General features: G+C 70.7%; 25 protein-coding genes. 6 read left to right on the top strand and 19 right to left on the bottom strand.

Annotated features, from left to right (window positions below; all coding sequences use genetic code 11):
• Window positions 1-2: 2 nt before the first annotated feature.
• The 12 genes from ICW72_RS02850 to rfaE1 all read right to left on the bottom strand — a co-directional run bounded on the left by ICW72_RS02850 (window position 3) and on the right by rfaE1 (window position 10314).
• Entirely contained in the window at window positions 3-185 is a 183-nt protein-coding gene (locus ICW72_RS02850; protein WP_191084846.1) for a hypothetical protein, read from the bottom strand.
• Window positions 186-316: 131 nt separating this feature from the next.
• Window positions 317-1315 (bottom strand): Bug family tripartite tricarboxylate transporter substrate binding protein, encoded by a 999-nt coding sequence (locus ICW72_RS02845; RefSeq protein ID WP_223880782.1) that lies wholly within the window; start codon window positions 1313-1315, stop codon window positions 317-319.
• A 14-nt stretch (window positions 1316-1329) separates the two neighbouring features.
• Entirely contained in the window at window positions 1330-2295 is a 966-nt protein-coding gene (locus ICW72_RS02840) for a Bug family tripartite tricarboxylate transporter substrate binding protein (protein ID WP_191084845.1), read from the bottom strand.
• 124 nt (window positions 2296-2419) lie between these two features.
• The gene (locus tag ICW72_RS02835; RefSeq protein ID WP_223880781.1) at window positions 2420-2962 is read right to left on the bottom strand and encodes a PDDEXK-like family protein; all 543 of its coding nucleotides are present in this window, start codon (window positions 2960-2962) and stop codon (window positions 2420-2422) included.
• A 60-nt stretch (window positions 2963-3022) separates the two neighbouring features.
• A complete protein-coding gene (locus tag ICW72_RS02830; RefSeq protein WP_191084844.1) occupies window positions 3023-3586 on the bottom strand; it encodes a histidine phosphatase family protein in 564 nt (187 codons plus the stop codon).
• 8 nt (window positions 3587-3594) lie between these two features.
• Window positions 3595-4527, bottom strand: coding sequence for a ribose-phosphate pyrophosphokinase (locus ICW72_RS02825; protein WP_191084843.1), 933 nt, complete (start codon window positions 4525-4527; stop codon window positions 3595-3597).
• Window positions 4528-4620: 93 nt separating this feature from the next.
• Window positions 4621-5490 (bottom strand): hypothetical protein, encoded by an 870-nt coding sequence (locus ICW72_RS02820; protein ID WP_191084842.1) that lies wholly within the window; start codon window positions 5488-5490, stop codon window positions 4621-4623.
• A 62-nt stretch (window positions 5491-5552) separates the two neighbouring features.
• Window positions 5553-6278: a peptidoglycan editing factor PgeF gene (gene pgeF, locus ICW72_RS02815; protein WP_191084841.1), complete on the bottom strand. Its 726-nt coding sequence runs from the start codon at window positions 6276-6278 to the stop codon at window positions 5553-5555.
• A complete protein-coding gene (locus ICW72_RS02810) occupies window positions 6279-7244 on the bottom strand; it encodes a class I SAM-dependent methyltransferase (protein WP_223880780.1) in 966 nt (321 codons plus the stop codon).
• A 13-nt stretch (window positions 7245-7257) separates the two neighbouring features.
• Entirely contained in the window at window positions 7258-8046 is a 789-nt protein-coding gene (gene lgt, locus ICW72_RS02805; RefSeq protein WP_191084839.1) for a prolipoprotein diacylglyceryl transferase, read from the bottom strand.
• Window positions 8047-8086: 40 nt separating this feature from the next.
• Entirely contained in the window at window positions 8087-8917 is an 831-nt protein-coding gene (mepA, locus tag ICW72_RS02800; RefSeq protein WP_191084838.1) for a penicillin-insensitive murein endopeptidase, read from the bottom strand.
• Complete coding sequence (gene rfaE1 / locus ICW72_RS02795) at window positions 8914-10314, bottom strand: D-glycero-beta-D-manno-heptose-7-phosphate kinase (protein ID WP_191084837.1); 1401 nt, start codon at window positions 10312-10314, stop codon at window positions 8914-8916. The genes mepA and rfaE1 overlap by 4 nt, the downstream gene beginning before the upstream one ends.
• Window positions 10315-10424: 110 nt before the next feature.
• Between rfaE1 and ICW72_RS02790 the strand changes: the two genes are divergently transcribed.
• From ICW72_RS02790 to ICW72_RS02765, 6 genes are all read left to right on the top strand, one after another.
• Window positions 10425-11210: an SDR family NAD(P)-dependent oxidoreductase gene (locus tag ICW72_RS02790; RefSeq protein ID WP_191084836.1), complete on the top strand. Its 786-nt coding sequence runs from the start codon at window positions 10425-10427 to the stop codon at window positions 11208-11210.
• Between the two features lie 142 nt (window positions 11211-11352).
• Window positions 11353-12708, top strand: coding sequence for a CmpA/NrtA family ABC transporter substrate-binding protein (locus ICW72_RS02785; protein ID WP_223880779.1), 1356 nt, complete (start codon window positions 11353-11355; stop codon window positions 12706-12708).
• A gap of 3 nt (window positions 12709-12711) precedes the next feature.
• Window positions 12712-13563, top strand: coding sequence for a nitrate ABC transporter permease (gene ntrB, locus ICW72_RS02780; RefSeq protein ID WP_191084835.1), 852 nt, complete (start codon window positions 12712-12714; stop codon window positions 13561-13563).
• Complete coding sequence (locus ICW72_RS02775; protein WP_223880778.1) at window positions 13560-14420, top strand: ABC transporter ATP-binding protein; 861 nt, start codon at window positions 13560-13562, stop codon at window positions 14418-14420. Before ntrB ends, ICW72_RS02775 begins: the two co-directional genes overlap by 4 nt.
• A 139-nt stretch (window positions 14421-14559) precedes the next feature.
• Window positions 14560-15042 (top strand): cyanase, encoded by a 483-nt coding sequence (gene cynS, locus ICW72_RS02770; RefSeq protein WP_191084834.1) that lies wholly within the window; start codon window positions 14560-14562, stop codon window positions 15040-15042.
• A gap of 95 nt (window positions 15043-15137) precedes the next feature.
• On the top strand, window positions 15138-15950 hold the full coding sequence (locus ICW72_RS02765) for an aspartate dehydrogenase (protein ID WP_191084833.1): 813 nt from the start codon (window positions 15138-15140) through the stop codon (window positions 15948-15950).
• Window positions 15951-16175: 225 nt separating this feature from the next.
• Here the strand turns inward: ICW72_RS02765 and ICW72_RS02760 are convergent, their stop codons facing one another.
• The 7 genes from ICW72_RS02760 to ICW72_RS02735 all read right to left on the bottom strand — a co-directional run bounded on the left by ICW72_RS02760 (window position 16176) and on the right by ICW72_RS02735 (window position 21879).
• A complete protein-coding gene (locus ICW72_RS02760; protein WP_191084832.1) occupies window positions 16176-16694 on the bottom strand; it encodes a chromate transporter in 519 nt (172 codons plus the stop codon).
• On the bottom strand, window positions 16691-17251 hold the full coding sequence (locus ICW72_RS02755) for a chromate transporter (RefSeq protein WP_191084831.1): 561 nt from the start codon (window positions 17249-17251) through the stop codon (window positions 16691-16693). The genes ICW72_RS02760 and ICW72_RS02755 overlap by 4 nt, the downstream gene beginning before the upstream one ends.
• Window positions 17244-18422, bottom strand: coding sequence for a M20 aminoacylase family protein (locus ICW72_RS02750; protein WP_191084830.1), 1179 nt, complete (start codon window positions 18420-18422; stop codon window positions 17244-17246). The genes ICW72_RS02755 and ICW72_RS02750 overlap by 8 nt, the downstream gene beginning before the upstream one ends.
• Window positions 18423-18448: 26 nt before the next feature.
• Window positions 18449-19306, bottom strand: a complete 858-nt coding sequence (locus tag ICW72_RS02745) for an NAD(P)H-binding protein (RefSeq protein ID WP_223880777.1) — start codon at window positions 19304-19306, stop codon at window positions 18449-18451.
• On the bottom strand, window positions 19276-19605 hold the full coding sequence (locus ICW72_RS20515) for a hypothetical protein (protein WP_223880776.1): 330 nt from the start codon (window positions 19603-19605) through the stop codon (window positions 19276-19278). The genes ICW72_RS02745 and ICW72_RS20515 overlap by 31 nt, the downstream gene beginning before the upstream one ends.
• 164 nt (window positions 19606-19769) lie before the next feature.
• Window positions 19770-21467: a dihydroxy-acid dehydratase gene (locus tag ICW72_RS02740; protein WP_223880775.1), complete on the bottom strand. Its 1698-nt coding sequence runs from the start codon at window positions 21465-21467 to the stop codon at window positions 19770-19772.
• A gap of 19 nt (window positions 21468-21486) precedes the next feature.
• Window positions 21487-21879, bottom strand: coding sequence for a VOC family protein (locus ICW72_RS02735; protein WP_191084827.1), 393 nt, complete (start codon window positions 21877-21879; stop codon window positions 21487-21489).
• Window positions 21880-21892 lie beyond the last annotated feature (13 nt).

The raw sequence follows: 21892 nt of genomic DNA, 5'->3' as shown, positions 1-21892 counted from the left end.
GCTCAGCCCTTGTCGTGATGCAGGCGGGTGGGGCGGCGGCCGGTGCGGGCCACGCGCACCGGAATGGGCTGCGGCGCCGGGGCGATGAGGGCGGCCGCGGCCTCGCGAGTGGCCCTTGCCGCGGCGGCAATCGCCAGCGCGGCCTGGGCCAGAGAAATTCCACGTCCCGTGAGGCGAGTGGTCATGGCGGCGATCCTTGATGCCATTTCAATAAGTGGTGCGTGGCTGCCCGGTTGAAAGGCATTCGCCCCATAATCTTCCAACGCGAAGGTTAAGGCGCGGTTGCAGCTAAACCCATTGCCCGAAAAAAGATCAACTATCCGACTGTGACATTGTTGGCGCGGATCACCTCGCGCCAGCGCGCCACCTCCGTGCCCACGAATTCCGTCATGAAGGCCGGGTCCATATTGGTGCCCTCCACGCCCAGGCTCGCCAGGCGCTCGGTCACGGCGGGCAGGGCGAGGGCGGTGCGCAATTCGCTCACCCAGCGGGCGGCGATGGGCGCGGGCAGGCCCGCGGGGGTGCAGAAGCCGAACCAGTTCATGCCCGTGGCCTCCCCCACGCCGATCTCGTTGAAGGTAGGCGTGTCGGGCAGGGCGGGGCTGCGCGCGGGGCCGCTGACGGCCAGCGCCTTGATGCGCCCGGCGCGGATATGGCCGATCGCGGCACTCAGCGTGTCGATCATCACGGGCACGGTGCCCGCCATCACGTCGTTCAGCAGCGCGCCCGAGCCACGATAGGGCACGAAGGTGGGCGACATGCCCGCGGCCCGGTGCAGCGACAGCCCGATCAGGTGCGAGGCCGTGCCATTGCCGCCATATCCCATGGTCAGCGAGGCCCCCTGCTGGCGACCGGCCGCCAGCAACGCCGCCGCATCCGCCGCCGGGAAGGAGGGGTGCGCCGCCAGCACCATGGGCAGCGCGCCCAGCAGGCCCAGATGGGTGAAGTCGCGCTGCGCGTCATAGGCCACACCCGGGAAGAGGGTGGGCGAGACGCCATGCGGCGCGAAGTTGCTCACCATCACCAGATGCGTGTCGCCACGGCCCTGAAAGAGGATGTTGGCGGCCAGCGTGCCCCCCGCGCCGGCCCGGTTCTCGGGCGCGATGGGCTGGCCCAGGCTGCGGCTGACATGCTCGCCCAGCAGCCGGGCCAGGATGTCGGCCGTGCCGGCGGGCGGGAAGGGCACCACCCAGCGGATGGGCCGCTCGGGCCAGTTGCCCTGGGCGAGGGCCCGGGTGGCGAGGGCGGGTGTGGCAAGGGCGGCGGCGCCGGCCAGGGCCAGGGCGCGACGGGGCAGGCGGGTCATGCGGGTCATGCGGGGCTCTCCCATCACTGCACGGTCATGCCGGTGGCACGGACCAGCTCGGCCCATTGCTGCCGGTCGCGCGCGATATAGGTGCCGAATTCCTCGGGACTCATCGGCAGGGGCTGGGCGCCCTGGCTTGCCAGGCGCTCCAGGAAGGCCGGGCGGCCCAGCAGGGTCTGCATATGGGCGTGCAGCGTGGTCACGATGTTGGCGGGCAGGCCACGGGGCCCGGCCAGGCCATACCAGTTCAGCACCTCATAGCCCGGCACGCTGGCACCCAGCGGCGGCACATCCGGCAGCACCGGCAGCGGCGCGGGGCTGGAGACGCCGATGGCCCGCACCCGCCCGTCGCGGATGGCGGGCAGGGCGGAGGTAATGGTGTCCGTCATGCCGATGATGCGCCCGGCCAGCAGGTCGGGCATGGCCAGCGCCGTGCCGCGATAGGGCACATGCGTGACATCCAGCCCCGCCATGTGCAGCAGCAGCGCCATGGTCATGTGGGTGGAGGAGCCGATGCCGGCCGAGCCATAGGAGAGCTGCCCCGCCCGCGCCCGCGCATGGGCCGCGAATTCCGCGAAATTCGTGATGGGCAGGTCGCGGTTCACGATCAGCACGGCGGGCACGCCGGCCAAATTCGCCACCGGCACGGTATCGGTGGCCGGGTCGAAACTGAGGCGCGTGATGTTGGGAACGATGCCATGCGTCGCCTGGCTCGCCATCAGCAGGGTGAGGCCATCGGGGCGGGCGCGGGCCACGGATTCCGTGCCCACCGCGCCGCCGGCGCCGGTGCGGTTCTCCACCACCACCTGCTGGCCGAGCAGGGGCGAAAGATCCTCGGCCACGATGCGCGCGAGAATGTCGGCCGCCCCCCCGGCGGCGAAGGGCGCGATGAGGCGCACGGGCCGGTCAGGCACCCAGCCCGATTGGGCCGAGGCGCCGACGGGAAGGGCAGTTGCCGCGAGAATGGGCAGAAGCGAACGGCGACGCATCAGGTGAACCCCACATGGCAAGTTGATTGCCTGGGGTTCAGCAAATTGCGTGCCGGGCTAACGGCGAAGCGACACCGCTGAAGGAACGGTGATGAGCGACCGCATTATATGCTCTTTAATGTAATTATATTTCGTCATTTTGACTCGGCGTCTCCGGCATTACTACGGCACCAGCTTCACGAAATCGAGAAAAATTGTCGTCGAGATACTTATCGAACTTGGTATTTTTTACTTCTCTATGTCCGCCTGTGCTGCCCTGATTTCGGGTAAGCCCAAATACTATAGAGCGCTTTCCTTGATTTTTCCCCGACTTATTTTGTCTTGCTTCATCTATAAATTCCTCGGATGAAAGAATCCAAGTCGATTTTAATATTTCCGAGTAAAATATGAAAAAATAATTGTCGCGCTTTTCAGGATGTGAGATGGCCGAAAAGCGTGCCGCGCTTCCGTATCTGACATTTTCGGAGCGCGCTTTGATCTGAACTTCAATAAAAGTTCCGTCCGACTTCCGGATAATGGCATCTATTCCGAAATCGTCAACAAGTGGAACGTAAACATCAAGGCGATGTTTGAGCATCTGGCCAATAATCCAGTACTCAATTCGACGTCCAAATGAAGCCCTGCTGCGAAATGACGTATCCATGGGACCGCTACCTAATGCGCTCACGTCCCAGTATCAGTCGATCTAACGAGTCAGGGAAGCGCTTGGTCAGCCAAAGAATGAGAGTTATTCCTCCGGCGCGAGCTCCAGCGGCGTCAGCGTCCAGGGCGTGCCCGGCGCGGCCCAAAGGGGCAGAGCGTTGGGCGTGCGGATATTGGCCGTCATCCCCGCCTCGTGGCGGAAGGCGCGCCACAGCGCGCCATGGGCCACCACCAGCACGGGGCCGGGCAGGGCGGTGGCGCGGTTGATGGCGCGCACGGTCCGGGCGCGGAGTTCCGCGAAGCTCTCCGCACCCGCGGGGGTGTAGTCGCCCGCGATCCAGCCATCATACCAGTCGCCCATCAACTGGCCTTCCTGCTCGCCGAAATTCACCTCCTCCAGCTCGGGGTCGAGCTGGATGGGAAGGCCCAGCGCCGCGGCCACCGTCTCGGCGGTGACGCGGGCGCGCGACAGGGGCGAGGCCACGATGGTCGTGATCTTCTGGCCCAGCAGCGTCCGAGCGGCGCGGCGCGCCTGCATCTCGCCCACATGGTTCAGCGGGATGTCGGTGCGGCCCTGGCTGCGGCCCTCGGCGTTCCAGTCCGTCTCGCCATGGCGGAGGAACCAGAAGGGGATGGGGTTCAACGCCATGCGCGCCCTCAGCAGAACAGCGAGGAGACGGAACTCTCCTCGCTGATGCGCCGCATGGCCTCGGCCAGCAGGGGCGCGATGGGAAGCTGGCGGATATTGTTGGAGTTCCGCACCGCATCGGTCGCCGCGATGGTGTCGGTCACGGCCATGGATTCGATGGGGGCCTGCGCCACCCGCGCCACCGCGCCGCCCGAGAAGACGCCATGCGTGACATAGACGGAGACGCTGCGCGCCCCGTTCTTGATCAGCGCCTCGGCCGCGTTGCAATGGGTGCCGCCGCTGTCGATGATATCATCGATCACGATGCAGTCGCGGCCCGACACGTCGCCGATCACGTTCATCACTTCGGAGACGCCCGCCTGCGGCCGGCGCTTGTCGATGATGGCGAGGTCGGTGTTGAGCCGCTGCGCGATGGCGCGCGCGCGCACCACGCCGCCCACATCGGGGCTGACCACCATCAGCTCGCGGCCGGCGTAGCGGTCCTGGATGTCGCGCGCGAAGAGCGGCGCGGCATAGAGGTTGTCCACCGGGATGTCGAAGAAGCCCTGGATCTGCCCGGCATGCAGGTCCATCGTCAGCACGCGGTCGGCACCCGCCTGGGTGATGAGGTTCGCCACCAGCTTGGCCGAAATGGGCGAGCGCGGGCTGCTCTTCCGGTCCTGCCGGGCATAGCCGAAATAGGGCACCACGGCCGTCACGCGCCGCGCGGACGAACGCCGCAGCGCGTCCAGCGTGATCAGCAGCTCCATCAGGTGGTCATTGGCCGGATAGCTGGTGGACTGGATCACGAAGACATCCTCGCCGCGGATGTTCTCGTGGATCTCCACGAAGACCTCCATGTCGGCGAAGCGCCGCACCGAGGCGTTGGTCAGCGGGATGCCCAGCGCATCCGCGACCGCCTGGGCCAGGGGGCGATTGCTGTTGCAGGCGACGATCTTCATCGGGCCAGTTCACCCCTTGTTTCGTGCGCGGCAGGGATAGCCGCAGGGCATCGCGCTGTAAACTTCACGCCACGGCAGCCCTGGCATGTGGCGTCACGGGTTGGCCGCGTTGCGAATCACCTGCTGCACGCCGCCGGCGGCCTCCTGCGCGGCGGCGAAGGCGATGTCGCCCCAGAATCCATTCAGCCGCCCGGCCGGCACCTCGTTCAATTGCAGCACGCGCCCCAGCTCATGCCCGTCGCGGCGCGAGACGATCCATTGGATCTCCACGCGCTCGGTGCGCGGCGCGGGGGCGGGGACGACACTGACCTCGGCGGTCACGGCGAAAGCCGCGCCATCTGCGATGTCCTGCACCACATAGCCCTGGGCGGAGAGAAATTCGCGCAGCCTGGCCGTCAGCGCCTGGTTGCCGTCGCCGGGCGCGCCGGTGGCGGGCAGCAGGCGCACCCGCTCGGGGCCGGCGGCCAGGGCGGCGGGCGAGGCCGAGGCGCGCGCGGCCTGGATGCCCAGGATGAGCTGCGCGACCTTCGCCCCCGCATCGGAGGCCACGGCATCGAGGGTGGGCTGCTCGGCCGCCGCCCAGGCCGCGACGGGCACCAGATTGCCGCCCACGCTGCCCTGCGGGCGCCCATCGGCGTCCAGCAGCCGGTAGATGGGGCGCACCGTGCCGCCCTGGTTCTCGGCCAGGATGACGAGGCGCCAGTCGAGCGGCAGGGGCGTCGTGGCGGTGGCCGGCACGTCACCGGCCTGCAGCGCGTTGCTGACCGCCTCGGCCAGCCGCGCGGCATCGGCGGAGGGCATCAGCGCGGCCTCGGGCGGCGGGATGGCGATGCGGACAGCCAGCGGCCGCGACAGCCAGGGCGCCGCCCCGCCCGGATTGCCCCAATGCGGCGGTCGCGGCTCGATCCCGCAGGCCGCGACCAGCAGCGCCAGCGCGGCCAGCAGGAGGCTACGCGATGACACAGGAGACCATCGCGGTCAGCAGCAGCAGGGCGAGGAAGATGATCATGTAGGGCATGGCAGGGTCATAGCATGATGGCGGAAAGCTGATGTCCAAGGGGTCCGCCGCCGGCCAATGTGCGGCGGCGGTGGCTGAAGAAGCGCGCCTCATCGGCCAGCGTGTCCACCCCCAGCACCAGCGCCGCGCCGATGCCCGAAAGGCGATGGGCGCAATAGCCGGCCAGGTCGAACTGGAAATGCGCCGCGTCGCGGCCGGGGGCGAAGAAGCGCGCATCGCCCACCGCATCCCGCAAATCGGCCCGCACCTCATAGCTCGGCTGGGCGATGCAGGGGCCGATGACGGCGATGATGCGCGCCGGCTCGGCGCCCAGCTTCACCATGGCCTCCACGGTCGCTTCCAGCACGCCCGCCACCGCGCCGCGCCAGCCCGCATGGGCGGCGCCGGCCACGCCGGCCACGGGGTCGTGGAAAAGCACGGGCGCGCAATCGGCGGTGATGATGCCGAGCGCCAGGCCCGGTCGGTTGGTCACCAGCGCATCGGCCTCGGGCAGGGTGGCCCAGCCGGGTTCGGCCTCCACCACCGCCGGGCCATGGACCTGGCGGAGCGAGACAAGCCGCTCCGCCCCCAGCGCCGCCGTGGCCCGCGCCCGGTTCTCCGCGACATTGGCCGGGTCGTCATCGCCGCGCAGCCCGCAATTCAGCGAGGCATAGCCGCCCCCCGAGACGCCGCCGCGCCGGGTGAAGAAGCCGTGCCGGGCCGTGAGCGCGCCATGGGTCAGGTATTCGGCCATTCAGTTCTCGAAGCCTGCCGGAGTGGGAAGGGCAGGGTGCGCCAGGGCCAGCGCCTTGAACAGCCGCCCCATGCCCTCGGGCGCCACGAGGCGCTGCGCGGCGGCCAGGATGGCCCCCGCCTGGGCCGGTGCCGCCCGCGCCAGCATGGCCGAGCGCGCCATGAGCCCGAGGCGTTGCAGGAAGACACCCATCGGGATCGGGCCATGGGTGGACGCCCCGGCGCCGCGCCCCGCGGCGGCGAGGGCCGCGAAATCCACATGGGCGGTGATGTCCACGCTGCCAGGCTCGGCCAGGGGGTCGGCGGCGGCGTTGTCGCGCAGCGCCTGGAGCGTGTCGCCCAGGCCGGATTCGGCCGGGCCATAGTCCAGGATCAGCGCGGCCCCGCCCTCGCGCGCCAGCCGCGCGGCGAGGCTCTTGGCCACGGCGGAACCGGCCTCGCAGACCTCGCGCACCGCGCCTTCGGGCGCCTCGCCCTGGTCCTCGGCCGGCTGTTCCACGAAGGCGCCATCGGCCACGAAGCGCTCCGTCCAGCCCGCGCCCCTTCGCACGAATTGGCGGATGGGCAGGGCGTCGAAGAACTCATTGGCCAGGAGGATCATGGGGCCGGGGGGCAGGGTGTCGGCGCTGTCATGCCACGTCGCGGAAAGCCGCTCCGCCTGCGCCGCCCGCAGCAGGGGCGAGGACTCGACCAGGTGCAGATCCAGCGCGGCGGCGAAGGCGGGCACCATCTCGCGCACCGCCCGCAGCGCATCGGCCATCAGCGTGCCGCGCCCGGGGCCGAGTTCGGCCAGCACCACACGCGGCGGCGCGCCCATGGCCTGCCAGGTGACGGCACACCACAGGCCCAGGCATTCGCCGAAGGCCTGGCTCATCTCGGGCGCCGTGGTGAAGTCGCGCCCCAGCGCGGCGCGGCGCGCGTAGTAGGCGGCGCCGGCACGGGCCATGAAGGCGTCCAGGCGTTCCATGCCCTGGGCCATGTCAGCCCGCGCGGCGCGCGCGGAGCATGAGGAAGACGCCCACCAGGATCATCGGCAGCGACAGCAATTGCCCCATCGTCGCGCCCGCCAGCAGGAAGCCCAGATTGGCGTCGGGCTGGCGGAACAGCTCGCCCACGCTGCGCGCCACGCCATAGCCCGCGATCAGCGCGCCGGTCAGCATGCCGGGCCGCGCGCGGTTGGAGCGCACCGACCACAGCGCCAGCATCAGCGCGAAGAGGGCGATCCCTTCCAGCCCCGCCTGGTAAAGCTGGCTCGGGTGACGTGGCAGTTGCAGCGGGTCACGCGGGAAGATCATGGCCCATGGCACATGGGACGGGCGCCCCCAGAGCTCGCCATTCACGAAGTTGGCGATCCGCCCGAGGAAAAGGCCGATCGGCACGACCACCGCCACGCGGTCGCCGAAAGCCAGGGGGTTCAGCTTCTCGCTGCGGCAGAACAGCAGCGCGGCCACGATGACGCCCAACGCCCCGCCATGGAAGGCCATGCCCCCCTCGGTGATCATCACGATCTCCAGCGGGTTCTGGAGGTAGTAGGCCGGCCGGTAGACCAGCACATAGACCAGCCGCCCGCCCAGGATGATGCCCAGCGTGGCCCAGGTGACGAAATCATCCATCTGCCGCGCCGTGCCGGCGGCGGGCGCGGCCTCCACCAGCCGCCGCGCCACGCGCCAGGCGATGACGATGCCGACGATATAGGCCAGCGCATACCATCGGATGGCGATGGGCCCGATCTGCAGGGCCACGGGGTCGATCTCGGGGAAGGGGATCATGCGCGGAGCGATAGCCCGGAACGACGCGCCAGACGAGGGTTCAGGGCGCGCGCAGCAGCCCCGCGCAGGCGGCGGGCAGGGCGGGCGGCGGGCCGGGGCGGGCAGGGGGGCGCGGCGGGCGGCGGGCCTCCTCGCTCAGCCACCAGTCGAGGCTCGCATCGCAGCCATCGCCGGCCGGGATGGGGGGCGCCTCCTGGCAGGCGGCATCGCCCGGGGCGCAGCGCAGGCGGATGTGCATGTGGCTGTCATGCCCGCGCCAGGGGCGCACGCGCCGCAGCCAGGCCTCGCCGCGATGGGCGGCGCAGAGGCTGCGCTTGATGCCATGGTTCACGATGACGCGGTCCACGCCCGGATGTTCCGCCGCCTGCCGGATCAGCGCCGCGTGGCGGGCGGTGAAGTGGCGCGGGTCCACGCCCGACTGGTCGGGCAGCACGAGCGAGGTGATGCGGATCTCCTCCCGCGCCGCGCGCGGCTGCGGGGGCTTGGGCAGCAAATCGAGCCAAATGTCCACGTCGAGGCCGGTCTGGTGGCTCACATGGCCCCAGGGCATGGGCCCGCCGCGCGGCTGCGCCAGGTCGCCGATCCAGAGGTCGGGCAGGCCGCGCCGCTGCGCCTCGGCCGCGAAATCCTGCACGAAGCGGATGGTGATGGGGTGGCCCCAATGCCGATTCCGCGAGACGCGCACCGCCTGGTAGCCCACGCCCTCCAGCGGAAGCTGCACCCCGCCCGCGAGGCAGCCCAGCGAGGCGCCCCCGATGGAGCGCGCGGTGCCGGCGGTCGGGCCGGCCACCTCGGCCCAGGCATTGCTGCGCGGCGCCTGCGCCTGGGCGGGCAAGGCGAAGGCCAGCAGCAGAAGCACCGCACGGATCATGACCGCATCCTCTCGACCATGCCGGTGGTGGAGCGGCCCGGCAGCAATTCCAGCAGCACCGTCCGCCCGCCCCAGGAGGCGATCTCCGGCGCGCCCACCACCTCCTCGATGCGGTAGTCCTGGCCCTTGAACAGCACGTCCGGCCGCAGGGCGAGGATGGCTTCCAGCGGCGTGTCCTCGGCGAAGCCCACCACCGCGTCCACGGCGGCCAGGGCGCCGATGACCGTGGCGCGGTCGGCGAGCGTGTTGATGGGGCGCGAGGGGCCTTTCAGCCGCGCCACCGAGGCGTCGTCGTTCAGCGCCACCACCAGCCGGTCGCAATGGCCGCGGGCCGCGCGCAGCAGGCCGACATGACCGGCATGCAGCAGGTCGAAGCAGCCATTGGCGAAGCCCACCCGCAGCCCCTGGGCCTGCCAGGCGCGCACCTGCCGCGCGGCCTCGGGCCAGGTGAGCAGCGTGCCGTCACCCTCGCGCAGCGCCGCTTCCAGCTCGGCCAGGGAGCAGGTGGCGGTGCCGAGCTTGCCCACCACCACGCCCGCGGCCGCATTGGCCGCGCGCATAGCGGCCTCCAGCGACAACCCGCTGGCGACGCCCAGCGCCAGGGTCGCGATGACCGTGTCGCCCGCGCCGGAGACGTCGAAGACCTCGCGCGCCATGGCGGGGATGAGGGTGGCGGGGGTGTCGCGCGGCACCAGCATCATGCCCTTCTCGCTGCGGGTGGCGAGGATGGCGCGGGCCTCGATCCGCGTGAGCAGGTGGCGTGCCGCCGCTTCGCATTCGGCATCGGTGGCGACGGGTAGGCCCGCCGCCTCGGCCAACTCCCCGGCATTGGGTGTGAGCACATCCACCCCGGCATAGCGCGCGAAGTCCCGCCCCTTGGGGTCGGCCAGCACGGGGATGCCGCGCGCGCGGGCGCCGGCGATGGCGGCCGCGATCACGGCGGGGGGCAGGGTGCCCTTGGCGTAGTCGGACAGCACCACGGCCTGGGCGCCGTCCAGCGCGGCGGGGAGGGCGTCCAGCAGGGGGGCGGCGTCCATGAGCGGCGCGGCCTCCTCCTCATCCACCCGCACCACCTGCTGGCGGCCGGCGATGACGCGCAGCTTCACGGGCGTCATGCGCCCGGGGACGCGCAGCAGCCGCGCGGCGGGGCCGAGCAGCGCGGCCAGCTCCTCCCCCGCCGCATCGGCGCCGATGGCGGCCAACAGAAGCACCTCGCCGCCCAGGGCCTGGATGTTGCGCGCGACATTGCCCGCCCCGCCCGCCATGGCGCGGCGTTCGGACAGGCGCACCACCGGCACCGGCGCCTCGGGCGAGAGGCGCCCCGCCGCGCCATAGACGAAGCGGTCCAGCATCACATCGCCGAGAACGAGGACGCGGCGTCCCGAGGGGTCGAACATGCACCCTGTTTAGGCCTTGGCGCGCCCAAGGGGGAGAGGTGGGCGAGGGGTGGCTTCACGCGCGCCCCCGGCCCCGCCACCATCGCGCCCACGCAACGGGAGGACATGCCATGCAGATTTCCATCGAGGGCCGACGCGCGCTCATCACCGGGGGCTCGAAGGGGCTGGGGCTCGCCATGGGCCTGGCCTTCGCCCGCGCGGGCGGGCATGTGGCGCTGGTGGCCCGCGGCGCCGAGGCGCTGGCCGCCGCCAAGGCCGAGATCGAGGCCGCCGCGCCGACCGCGAAGGTGGCCGCCATCGCGGGCGATATCCGCGAGGCCGCCGAATGCGTGCGCCTGCACGCCGAGGCCGAGGCCGCCATCGGGCCCATCGACATCCTGGTGAACAATGCCGGCACCTCGCAGCGCGGGCCCTTCCTCGATATCAGCGACGCGCTCTGGCAGGACGACCTGGACCTGAAACTTATGGCGGCGGTGCGCTTTTGCCGCGCCGTGCTGCCGGGCATGCGTCAGCGCAAATGGGGCCGCATCATCAATGTGCTGAACATCGGGGCCAAGGCGCCGCTGGCCACCTCCACCCCCACCAGCGTGTCGCGCGCCGCGGGCATGGCGCTGACCAAGGCGCTGGCGAATGAATACGCGCCGGACAATATCCTGGTGAACGCCATGCTGGTCGGCATCATCGAGAGCGACCAGTGGGTGCGCCGCCACGCGGCCGACAAGCGCAACATCACCTGGGAGGAATGGAAGGAGGAGCAGGGCCGCGTCGTGCCGCTGGGCCGAATCGGCAAGCCGGAGGAGTTCGCCTCCCTCGCGCTGCTGCTGGCGAGCGAGCAGGGCGGCTACATCACCGGCACCGCCATCAATGTGGATGGGGGTCGCAGCCCGGTGGTGTGACGGGTCTGGATTGGGCAGGCGTTACCAACTCTGCCCTGAAATGATGCAGAATGGCGGCGGGGCTTGGAGATTTCGCCCTTGCCGCCCGCTCTTGCGGCACGCACACCCACCAATCTCATGGAGACCAGCCCAGGGAGTCTCCATGGCCCGCATGTTCCGCCGCGACCCTGTCCTTGATGTCTGCGCCTGCGGGGTGGGCCACCCGGCCGCCTTCGCCTGCGCCCCCGAGGCCCCGCCCGACGGCACGGGCGAGATGGGGCGCGTGGTGAACGAGGCGGCGTTGCGCGCGGCCTTCCCCAATGCGGCGACACGGCGCGGGCTGCTCTCCCTCTTCGGCGCGGGCACGCTGCTGTCGGCGCTGGAAGGCGTGCTGCCGCTGGGCAATGTGCGCGAGGCGCTGGCCCAACCGGCCGCGGCGCCCGAGAAGCGCGACCTCAAGATCGGCTTCATCCCCATCACCTGCGCGACGCCCATCATCATGGCGGACCCGATGGGCTTCTACCGCCGCCACGGGCTCAATGTGGAGGTGATCCGCACCGCCGGCTGGGCCGTGATCCGCGACCGCGCCATCGCGCGCGAATATGACGCGGCGCATATGCTGGCCCCCATGCCGGTGGCGATGTCGCTGGGCGTGGGCGTGGCCAACCCCATCCCCTTCGCCGTGGCCGCCATCGAGAACATCAACGGCCAGGCCATCACCCTCGCCAACAAGCACCGCGACAAGCGCAACCCGCGCGACTGGCGCGGCTTCCGCTTCGCCGTGCCCTTCGACTTCTCCATCCACAACTACCTGCTGCGCGCCTATGTGGCGGAGGCGGGCCTCGACCCCGACCGCGACATCCAGATCCGCTCCGTGCCGCCGCCGGAGATGGTCGCCAATCTGCGCGCCGACAACATTGACGGCTTCCTGGGCCCCGACCCCTTCAACCAGCGCGCGGTCTTCGACGGGGTGGGCTTCATCCACATCCTGACGCGCGAGCTGTGGGACGGCCACCCCTGCTGCGCCTTCGCCGTGCCGCGCAGCATGATCACGGACACGCCCAACACCTATGCGGCGCTGCTGCGCGCGATCGTGGAGGCGACTGCCCATTCCAATGACCCCGCCAACCGCGTGGCGGTGGCGCAGGCCATCCATGGGCCCAACTACCTCAACCAGCCGCTGACGGTGGTGCAGCAGGTGCTGACCGGCACCTTCGCCGACGGGCTGGGCGGGGTGCAGCGCGTGCCGCAGCGCATCGGCTTCGACCCCTATCCCTGGCATTCCATGGCCGTCTGGATCCTGACGCAGATGCGCCGCTGGAACCAGTTGCAGCGCGACGTGGACTGGGCGGCGGTGGCGGAACAGACCTTCCTCGCACTCGATGCCGGCCGTGCCATGCGCGATCTGGGCCTGCCCGTGCCCGAGAGTCCGATGCGCACCGAGACCATCCTCGGCCGCAGCTTCGACCCGCGCCAGCCCGAGGCCTATATGGCGAGCTTCGCCATCCGCCGGAACTGAGCCATGGCCGCGAAGGGGGAGGGCTGGCGCGCGGCGCTGCTGTCCGTGCTGCTGCTGGCGGTGCTGCTGGGCGCCTGGGAATGGGCGGTGAAAGGGGGCGGCGGGCCGGGTGGCCCGGCCGTGGACCCCGAGCTGGCCGCGCTGCTCAGCCCCGCCGCGGCGGCGGGCGGGCAGACGGCCATGCCCGCGCCGTCCGACATCGGCGCGCGGCTGATCGAGCTGCTGCGCGACCCCTTCCACCAGCGCGGCACCAATGACCAGGGCATCGGCATCCAGATCGCGTGGTCGCTCTGGCGCGTCATGGCGGGCTTTCTGCTGGCGGCGGCCATCGCCATTCCGCTGGGCTTCGTCATCGGCATGTCGCCGCTGCTGAATGCGGCGCTGAACCCGTTCATCCAGGTGCTGCGGCCGGTCTCGCCGCTCGCCTGGATGCCGCTTGCGCTCTACACCATCAAGGACAGCAACATCTCGTCCATCTTCGTCATCTTCATCTGCTCCATCTGGCCCATGCTGCTGAACACGGCCTTCGGCGTGGCGAGCGTGCGGAAGGAGTGGCTGAACGTGGCGCGCACGCTGGAGGCCGGGCGCTGGCGCACGGCCATGCGCGTGATCCTGCCCGCGGCCGCGCCCACCATCCTGACGGGGATGCGCATTTCCATCGGCATCGCCTGGCTGGTGATCGTGGCGGCGGAGATGCTCGTGGGCGGCACGGGCATCGGCTACTGGGTGTGGAACCAGTGGAACAATTTGAGCATCGCCGACATTGTCATCGCGATCCTGATGATCGGGCTGGTGGGGCTGCTGCTGGACCGCGCGCTTGGCCTCGTGGCGCGCGCGGTGGCGTGGCAGGAATGAACGCGATGACGGGCATGGGCGGGGCGCAGCGCCTGGTCAGCATCGAGGGGATCGCGCGGCGTTTCCCGGGGCTCACCGTCTTCCAGGACCTCTGGTTCCATGTGGACCGGGGGGAGTTCGTCTGCCTGGTCGGCCATTCGGGCTGCGGCAAGACGACCATCCTGAACATCCTGGCCGGGCTCGACGTGCCCGATGAGGGCGGCGTGCTGGTGGATGGGCGGGAGATCAGCGGGCCCTCGCTCGACCGCGCGGTGATCTTCCAGGGCCATGCGCTGATGCCCTGGCTCTCGGCGTTGGAGAACGTGGCCTTCGCCGTCTCCTGCCGCAATCCCAGTTGGGACAAGGCAGGGGTGCGCGATGCGGCGCGCGCGGCGCTGGCCCGCGTGGGACTGACCCAGGCGGCGGAGCGCAAGCCCGCGCAGCTTTCGGGCGGCATGAAGCAGCGCGTGGGCATCGCGCGCGCCCTGGCCGTGAACCCCAAGCTGCTGCTGATGGACGAGCCCTTCAGCGCGCTGGACGCGCTGACGCGCGGCACGCTGCAGGAGGAGGTGTCACGCCTCGTCACCGAGGCCGGGCAGACCGCCTTCATGATCACGCATGACGTGGACGAGGCCATCCTGCTGGCGGACCGCATCCTGCTGATGACCAACGGGCCCGAGGCGCGGGTGGCGGAGGTGGTGCAGAACACGCTGCCGCGGCCGCGGGCGCGCGCCAACCTGCACCACATGCCAGGCTACCACCCGCTGCGCGACCACATCATGGACTTCCTGATCACGCGCAGCCGCACGCTGGCGGGCAAGCCGCCCGAGGGCTGGGATGCGCGGCGGCCGCCGGTGGTGGTGCCGGCGGCGGTCTAGCTGGCCCGAACCAAGACACCCCCGAGGAATCCGGCCGCAGCGCGGCCGGCGGCGCCCAAGGGACATCGCAACAGGCGCGACCGCCGCGCGCCGAAAGCCCAGCGCGCGCAGCGCGCGCCCGGCGTTTGAGGGCAGAAACATGACCCGTGCCGACCTGACCGAGAAGCTGCTCGACATCAAGCGCGAGAAGAACTGGACCTGGAAGTATATCTGCGAGGAGATCGGCGGCATGTCGCCCACCCTCATCGTCGGCGCGCTTCTGGGCCAGATGAAGCTCGTGAAGCCGCTCGCCGCCAAGGCCGCCAAGCTCTTCGGCCTGTCGGAGGTCGAGGAACGGATGCTGAACGAGGTGCCCTATCGCGGCACGCAGATGCCCCCCACCGACCCGCTGATCTACCGCTTCTACGAGATGGTGATGGTGAACGGCCCGGCCTGGAAGGCGCTGATCGAGGAGGAGTTCGGCGACGGCATCATGTCCGCCATCGACTTCGACTTCCACTTCGAGCGCATGGCCCATGAGAAGGGCGACCGCGTGAAGATCGAGATGACCGGCAAGTTCCTGCCCTACAAATACTACGGCAACGAGCAGGGCATCCCGGCCTACGGCTTCAAGGAGGACTGACCTCCCGCCCTTGCCGGCGCGGCCTTCCCGCCCTTGCGGGCGAAGCGATGGGCGGGCATCAACCCCGGCGACACATCCGCCGGAGGAACCCGCCCATGTCCCGCACCCTCACCGTCGGCATCGCCGGTCTCGGCGCCATTGGCCTGCACCTTGCCCGCGCGCTGGACGCGGGGGTGGAGGGGCTGAGCCTGCATTCCGTCGCCGCGCGCGACCACGACAAGGCGTGCGCCAACCTGGCCGGCTTCCGCAAGATGCCCGCGATCACCGACCTCGCCGGCCTCGCCGAGGCCGATATCGTGGTCGAAGCCGCCCCCGCCTCCATCTTCGAGGAGGTGGCGACCGCCGCCATCGCCAAGGGGCGCATCTTCGTGCCCTCCTCCTGCGGGGCGCTGCTGCCGCGCATGCACCTGGTCGAGGAAGCGCGGAAGACCGGCGCGCGGATCATCGTCCCCACCGGCGCGCTGCTCGGCCTCGACGCCGTGCGCGCGGCCGCCGAGGGCGATGTCGCCTCCGTCACCATCGAGACGCGCAAGCCGCCGCGCGGCCTGGTCGGCGCGCCCTATCTCGAACAGCACAAGATCGACGTGCTGGCCGTGACCGATGAGAAGAAGCTCGTCTTCAAGGGCAACGCCTTCGACGCCGCCCAGGGCTTCCCCGCCAACGTCAACGTCGCCGCCGCGCTGGCCCTGGCCGGCATCGGCCCGCAGAAGACCATGATCGAGATCTGGGCCGACCCGCACGTCACCCGCAACACCCACACCATCCGCGTGGACGCCGCCTCGGCCCGCCTGACCATGACCATCGAGAACGTGCCCAGCGAGGAAAACCCCCGCACCGGCAAGATCACCCCCCTCTCCATCCTGGCCTGCCTGCGCGGCCTGACCAGCACGCTGAAGGTGGGCAGCTGAAGGGGCGCCGTGGGGAGGACGCTGTCCTCCCCACACCCCACCTGCCAAAGGCCATGGCCTTTGGAAACCGTCAGTTTTGGGGTTTGCGGGAGGGGGCGTCACACGCGCGCCCTTGATCGAGGGCACGACATGCCCCCTCCCGAAAACCCCAACAATCGAATGGGTGTCCAGAGGCCCTCGGCCTCTGGCAGGGGGTGCGGGGGACAGCGTCCCCCGCCGCGCGCCCTACAGCAGCGCCACCCCCAGCGCGCCGCCGCCGGCGAGGACCCAGAGGGGGGAGTATTTCGTCCGCCACACGAAGACGAAGGAGATGGCGAGGATCACCCAGGTCAGCCATCCGGTCGTGGCGGCGCGGGCGAGGGTGATGCCCGAGGCGCCGATGAGGCCGACGGCGATGGGCACCAGGCCGAACTGCGCGGGCTTGAGCCAGCGCGCCCCGCGCAGGCGGTGGGTGGCCCCGGCCACATACCAGGCCAGCACCGCCGCCGGCAGCAGCATGCCCAGCGTCGCCATGGCCAGGCCGCCCAGGCCCGCGATGTTCCACCCCATCAGCGAGGCGGCGAGGATGTTTGGGCCGGGTGCCGCCTGGGCCAGGGCGAAGAGTTGGGTGAAGGTCGCGTCATCCATCCAGCCATGGACGACCACCAGCAGGCGGTGCATCTCCGGCAGCACGGCGGTGGCGCCGCCCACGGCCACGAGGGAGAGGGTGGCGAAGGCCAGGAAGATCTGCAGCAGCAGGCTCATTTCGCGGGCGCCTCCCGGTAGGCCCGGCGGATGGAAAGCCAGATGCCGATGGGCGCCAGGCTGAACACGATCAGCAGCAGCGGCAGGCGCAGGAAGGCGGCCGCCACCAGCGCCGTGATGCCAATGGCGATGAGTTCCGGCGGCGGGCGCAAATTCTGCCCCATCTTGAGCGCGGTCGCGATCACCATGCCGGCGGCCGCGGCGGCGATGCCATGCATGAAGGAGGCGACGCCGGGCGCCTCGGCGAAGTTGTCATAGAGAAGGGCCAGGCCCATCAGCACCGTCAGCGGCCCGATATAGAGGCCCGAGGTGGCCAGCAGCGCGCCCACCAGCCCATGGAAGCGGCGCCCGATCATCACCGAGGCATTGCCCACATTGGGCCCGGGCAGGATCTGCCCCATACCCAGGATTTCGGCGTATTCGCGCTCGGTCAGCCAGCGGCGTTCCTCGACGATGACGTGGCGCGACCAGGCGGCGACACCGCCGAAGCCCAGCAGCCCCATCTTCGCATAGCCCAGGAAGAGTTCCGTCCGGGTCGGGGTCCGCGTCTCACTCACGGGGCAGCAGCTGCTCGGCGAGGGTGGACCACCAGGAGGCGCCGATGGGAAGGATCTCGTCGTTGAAGTCATACATGGGGTGGTGGACCGAGGCGTCATTGGCCCCGCGCCCGCCGCCCAGCATGAGGTAGCTGCCGGCCTTGGCCTCCAGCATGAAGGCGAAGTCCTCCGCGCCCATGGTGGGCTTGTCCATGTGCTGGACGGCGGCGGCACCCGCGATGGTCTCGGCGGCGCGGACGGCGAGGCGCGTGCTGTCGCCCTCGTTGATCGTGGCCGGGTAGGCGCGGCGGAAGACGGGCTCCGCCGTGGCGCCGAGGCTGGCGGCCACGCCGGTCACGATCTCCTTGAAGCGGCGCTCCAGCAGGTCGCCCACCTCGGGGAGGAACCAGCGGGCGGTGCCCGTCATCTTCACCACCTCGGGGATGACGTTGCCGGCCTCACCCGCGTGGATGCTGCCGATGGTGATGACGCCCGCATCGGCCGCGTCCATGTTGCGCGCCACGATGGTCTGCAAGGCCTGGATGATGGCGGCGGACGCCACGATGGGGTCCACCGTCTGGAAGGGGAGGGCGCCATGCCCACCCTTGCCCGTGACGGTGATCTCCAGCCCCGCCACGGCCGCCATGACCGGACCTTCGCGCCAGAGGAAGCTGCCCGCGGGGGCGCCCGGCCAGTTGTGCAGGCCGAAGACGCGCTCCATCGGGAAGCGTGTGAAGAGGCCTTCCTCGACCATCACGCCGCCCCCTCCGCCACCCTCTTCCGCCGGCTGGAAGATGACATAGACGGTGCCGTCGAAGTTGCGGGTCTCGGCCAGGTATTTGGCGGCGCCCAGCAGCATGGCCGTGTGCCCGTCATGGCCGCAGGCGTGCATCTTGCCGGGGATGGTGGAGGCGTGGGGCAAGCCCGTCGCCTCATGGATGGGCAGGGCGTCCATATCGGCGCGCAGACCGATGGCGCGGCCGCCCTTGCCCTTCGCGCCATGGATCACGCCCACCACGCCGGTCTTGGCGATACCGGTGATGACCTCGTCGCAGCCGAACTCCCGCAGCTTGCTGGCCACGATGCCGCTGGTGCGGACCTCCTCGAAGCCGAGCTCGGGGTGGCGGTGGAAATCCTGGCGCCACTCCGTCATCTCGGGGTGGAACTCGGCGATGCGGTTGAGGACGGGCATGGGGCGGAGACTCCGACTTTGCCCCATCAAAACGTCTGTTTGAGCCCGGCGGCAAGGGGGCGTGGCGCAATGCCCAGTGTGGCGCGCATCGGCGCGATGTCGAAGGCCTTGTCCTCGGTCAGGCGGCGGATTTCGTCGCGGCCGATGCGGGGCAGGAAGGGCAGGGCGCGGGTGAGGGGGGCGAAGGCCATCAGCGCCGAGGCCGGGATGGGCAAGACAGGGCGGGGTGCCATTCCCGCCGCGCGGGCCACGGCGGCGCAGAATTCGCGATAGGGCAGCGCTTCGGGCCCCGCGATGACCAGCGCGCCCGCCAGGCCGCGCGCGCGCCCTATGGCCGCCAGCAGGCAGGCGGTGACATCCCCCTGATGGATGGGCTGCACCAGCGCCCGCCCGCCCTGCGGCAGGGGCAGCACGGGCAGGCGGCGCATCAGGGCGGCCAGGCGCTGCACATTGTCCTCGCCCTCCGCGCCATAGATCATGGTGGGGTGCAGCATGACGCCAGGCCGGCCGGAGGCGAGGAAGGCCGCCTCGCCCGCCCGCACGCCATCCCCATGATCATCCGGCCAGCGCGAGAAGCGGCGGGTGGACCCCATCAGGATGAAGGCGGCCCCCGGGGGCGCCGCGGCCAGGATGGCGGGCGCGTGGCGCGCATGGGCGGTGGAGACCACCACCTCCGCCCCCGCCAATGCGGCGGCCAATGCCACCGGGTCGGTGAGGTCCGCGAGGGCGGGCGTCTCCGGCCCCGTCCACTTCAGGGCGTCGCGCAGCACGGGCCGGAAGGGCAGGCCCGCTTCGCGCAGGGCGGCGGCCAGCGCCCGCCCCGACCGCCCGCTGGCCCCGATGAGGGCGAGCGTCAGCGGGTGCTCCGTGCGGGCAGTTCGCAATCCACCTGGCGGGTGTGGTCCTCGGTGTCGGGCATGTCGCTGATTTGCACCGAGGCCCCGCGCCGGCACAAGGAGGCGGCGAGCAGCATGGGCTGGAACCCCGTGCCCACCACCACCAGCGGGTCGCCGGGGGCGCAGCGATGGGCGGCGATCTGACGGCGCGCCTCGGTCAGCGCCTCCTCGCCGCTGCGGGGCTGGGCCGTGAACAGTGTCACGGTGCAGGGCTGGAACGGGTCGGCATGGGCCGGCGCCGCCGCCAGGCATGGCAGCAGTACGGCCGCGAACAGGTGCCGCGACATGGCAATTTTCCTCCGGGCGCGGGCCGTTCTGCGACCCCGGATGGAGTCGGCAGCCCGTCACCTGAAGGAAAGCCTAACCCTGGCCCTTGGTTGCCGGCTACAGCGCGCGCGACATGCGTCGCACGCGGTTTCGCCGTGGCTCAGCGCCCCGAAGCGGAGGCGCGCTATTGCCCCTCCGGCAGCAGGAAGCGCAGATCGGCCCCCTGCGGCGCCTGGGTCACCTCGCGCCGCACCAGCGCGTCCCAGCCGCGCTTCGGCACCTTGGGCGGGGTCCAGCGGGCGCGGCGGGCGGCCAGCGTCGCCTCGTCCACCAGCAGGTCGAGGCTGCGCTTCTCCACCGAAAGCCGCACGCGGTCGCCGGTTTCCACCAGCGCGAGCGGCCCGCCAGCCACCGCCTCGGGCGCGATGTGCAGCACCACCGTGCCGAAGGCGGTCCCGGACATGCGGCAATCGCTCATCCGCACCATGTCCTTCACGCCCTGTCGGGCCAGCTTCTTCGGGATGGGCAGGTAGCCGGCCTCGGGCATGCCGGCGCTGGACAGCGGCCCGGCGCCCTTCAGGATCATGATGTCGCCCGGCTCCACGTCCAGCGCGGGGTCGTCGATGCGGGCCGCCAGATCCTCCAGCCCGTCGAAGACCAGGCAGCGCGCCTCGGTCTCGAAGAGGGCAGGGGTGGCGGCGGAACGCTTCAGGATGGCCCCCTCCGGCGCCAGCGAACCGTGCAATGCCACCAGCCCGCCCACCGGCGAGACCGGGTTCTCCCGCGCCTTGATGTAGGTGCGGTCCACATAGGCCGGGCCCGCGCCCAGCCGCTCGCCCAGCGTGACACCGTCGAGGTCGGGGCAATCCAGGTGCAGCAGGTCACGCAGCTCGTGCAGCAGCGCCTTCATGCCGCCGGCGAAGTGGAAATCCTCCATGTAGCCCTCGCCGGTGGGCTTCAGGTCCACCAGCACGGGCGTGGTGTCGGAGAGTTCGTTCAGCCGGTGGTAGTCGATGGCCACCCCCGCCCGGCCCGCGATGGCCGCCAGATGCACCAGCGCATTGGTGGACCCGCCCAGCGCCAGCAGGACGCGCAGCGCGTTCTCGATGGATTGCGGCGTCAGCAGCGCCGTGGGCGCCACGGGCTTGTGGATCAGCCGCACGGCCTGGGCGCCCGCCTCCTCCGCGATGCGCAGCCGGTCGGCATGGACGGCCGGGATGCTGGCCCCCTCCAGCGGCATGAAGCCCAACACGGCGGCGATGCAGGCCATGGTGCTGGCCGTGCCCATCACGCCGCAGGTGCCGGCGGTGGTGGCGAGCGCGCCCTCCACCTCCTCGATGCGCGCCTCATCCACCTCGCCCGCGCGGTAGCGGGCCCAGTAGCGGCGGCAATCGGTGCAGGCGGCCAGGCGCTCGCCCTGGAAACGGTTGGCGCTCATCGGCCCCGTGACGAGCTGCACGGCCGGCACGCCCGCGCTGGCCGCGGCCATGAGCTGGGCCGGCACCGTCTTGTCGCAGCCGCCCACCAGCACCACCGCATCCATGGGCTGGGCCGAGATCATCGCCTCGGTGTCGAGCGCCATGAGGTTGCGGTAGTGCATGGAACAGGGGTTCAGATAGGGCTCGCACAGGCTGACGGTGGGAAAGCTCATCGGCAGCCCGCCCGCCATCAGCACGCCGCGCTTCACCGCCTCGATGAGCTCGGGGGCGGTGCGGTGGCAATTGTTGAGGTCGCTGCCCGTGTCGGCGATCCCCACCACCGGCCGCGCCAGCGCGTCGCGTGAATAGCCCATGGACTTGGCGAAGGAGCGGCGCAGATACAGCGCGAATTCCCGGTCTCCGTAATTGGCCGCGTTCCGGGCCAGCCCCTTCTTCTCTTCCATGGTCATTCCCTCATGCCCCTCAGGCGGGGCGGTGGCACACGCAGCACAGCTTGTTCCCGTCCGCGTCGCGGACATAGGTCCCGTAGTAGTCGGGATGGTAGTGCGGGCGAAGCCCCGGGGGCCCCTCGCAATGCCCGCCCTGTTCGAGGGCGATGCGGTGGAATGCATCCACCGTCGCGCGGTCCTGCGCCTCGAAGGCGGCCATGGCGCCATTGCCGATGGTCGCCGCTTCGCCGTTGAAGGGCTTCATCAGGTAGAATTGCGGCGTGGCCTCGGGGTGGGTGCCATAGCCAATGAGGCCATGGGCGGGGTCGCTGTCGATGCGCCGGAAGCCCAGGCGCGTCATCAGCGGATCGTAGAAGGCGGCGGCCCGCGCGAGGTCATTGGTGCCGAAGGTGACGTGGCTGAACATGCGGCATCTCCCT

This window comes from Roseococcus microcysteis, assembly GCF_014764365.1.
In the GTDB taxonomy this organism is placed as follows: Bacteria; Pseudomonadota; Alphaproteobacteria; order Acetobacterales; family Acetobacteraceae; genus Roseococcus; species Roseococcus microcysteis.
Note: the sequence above shows the minus strand (reverse complement) of the source record. Positions and strands in the feature narration are given on the sequence as shown.

Bases quoted from the DNA above. Each gene is read 5' to 3' on its own strand.
- ICW72_RS02785 (WP_223880779.1), top strand. From the start codon at position 11,353: ATGGCCCGCATGTTCCGCCGCGACCCTGTCCTTGATGTCTGCGCCTGC.
- ICW72_RS02810 (WP_223880780.1), bottom strand. From the start codon at position 7,244: ATGGAACGCCTGGACGCCTTCATGGCCCGTGCCGGCGCCGCCTACTAC.
- ICW72_RS02850 (WP_191084846.1), bottom strand. From the start codon at position 185: ATGACCACTCGCCTCACGGGACGTGGAATTTCTCTGGCCCAGGCCGCG.
- ICW72_RS02830 (WP_191084844.1), bottom strand. From the start codon at position 3,586: ATGGCGTTGAACCCCATCCCCTTCTGGTTCCTCCGCCATGGCGAGACG.
- lgt (WP_191084839.1), bottom strand. From the start codon at position 8,046: ATGATCCCCTTCCCCGAGATCGACCCCGTGGCCCTGCAGATCGGGCCC.
- pgeF (WP_191084841.1), bottom strand. From the start codon at position 6,278: ATGGCCGAATACCTGACCCATGGCGCGCTCACGGCCCGGCACGGCTTC.
- ICW72_RS02735 (WP_191084827.1), bottom strand. From the start codon at position 21,879: ATGTTCAGCCACGTCACCTTCGGCACCAATGACCTCGCGCGGGCCGCC.
- ICW72_RS02790 (WP_191084836.1), top strand. From the start codon at position 10,425: ATGCAGATTTCCATCGAGGGCCGACGCGCGCTCATCACCGGGGGCTCG.
- ICW72_RS02750 (WP_191084830.1), bottom strand. From the start codon at position 18,422: ATGCCCGTCCTCAACCGCATCGCCGAGTTCCACCCCGAGATGACGGAG.
- ICW72_RS02825 (WP_191084843.1), bottom strand. From the start codon at position 4,527: ATGAAGATCGTCGCCTGCAACAGCAATCGCCCCCTGGCCCAGGCGGTC.
- ICW72_RS02760 (WP_191084832.1), bottom strand. From the start codon at position 16,694: ATGAGCCTGCTGCTGCAGATCTTCCTGGCCTTCGCCACCCTCTCCCTC.
- cynS (WP_191084834.1), top strand. From the start codon at position 14,560: ATGACCCGTGCCGACCTGACCGAGAAGCTGCTCGACATCAAGCGCGAG.
- ICW72_RS02840 (WP_191084845.1), bottom strand. From the start codon at position 2,295: ATGCGTCGCCGTTCGCTTCTGCCCATTCTCGCGGCAACTGCCCTTCCC.
- ntrB (WP_191084835.1), top strand. From the start codon at position 12,712: ATGGCCGCGAAGGGGGAGGGCTGGCGCGCGGCGCTGCTGTCCGTGCTG.
- rfaE1 (WP_191084837.1), bottom strand. From the start codon at position 10,314: ATGTTCGACCCCTCGGGACGCCGCGTCCTCGTTCTCGGCGATGTGATG.
- ICW72_RS02740 (WP_223880775.1), bottom strand. From the start codon at position 21,467: ATGGAAGAGAAGAAGGGGCTGGCCCGGAACGCGGCCAATTACGGAGAC.
- ICW72_RS20515 (WP_223880776.1), bottom strand. From the start codon at position 19,605: ATGTCGCGGCACCTGTTCGCGGCCGTACTGCTGCCATGCCTGGCGGCG.
- ICW72_RS02775 (WP_223880778.1), top strand. From the start codon at position 13,560: ATGAACGCGATGACGGGCATGGGCGGGGCGCAGCGCCTGGTCAGCATC.
- ICW72_RS02765 (WP_191084833.1), top strand. From the start codon at position 15,138: ATGTCCCGCACCCTCACCGTCGGCATCGCCGGTCTCGGCGCCATTGGC.
- ICW72_RS02845 (WP_223880782.1), bottom strand. From the start codon at position 1,315: ATGACCCGCATGACCCGCCTGCCCCGTCGCGCCCTGGCCCTGGCCGGC.
- mepA (WP_191084838.1), bottom strand. From the start codon at position 8,917: ATGATCCGTGCGGTGCTTCTGCTGCTGGCCTTCGCCTTGCCCGCCCAG.